The sequence below is a fragment of the Paraburkholderia sp. BR13439 genome (assembly GCF_040948805.1).
GTDB lineage: Bacteria > Pseudomonadota > Gammaproteobacteria > Burkholderiales > Burkholderiaceae > Paraburkholderia > Paraburkholderia youngii.
Genome location: NZ_JBFPKN010000244.1, coordinates 1 through 232 on the forward strand (window position 1 = coordinate 1; position 232 = coordinate 232).

Consider the following 232-nt stretch of genomic DNA (forward strand, 5'->3'; position numbering starts at 1 on the left):
ACAAATGCTTCGAAACGACAAAGACCTCTACGGAACTCATCGAGCATTCAAATTCGCCAGCGTCGTCCACAGTAATCACCTTGACCTTGTTTCCGTTTTTTTCGTGGAAGGTGATGTGATAGACCTCACGCCACATCTGTTCGCCATCCTCATATTTTCCTATTTTCTCGGACGCGAGTTGCACGGCTTCGGTTTTCGTATAGTCGATACTGCCAAGCATGCCAGCGCTTTT

1 pseudogene is annotated in these 232 nt (G+C 47.4%); it reads right to left on the bottom strand.

From position 1 onward, the window contains the following. Nucleotides 1-220: pseudogene (locus tag AB3X96_RS43045) on the bottom strand (hypothetical protein); the annotation flags it as partial. Between the last annotated feature and the right edge of the window lie 12 nt (nucleotides 221-232).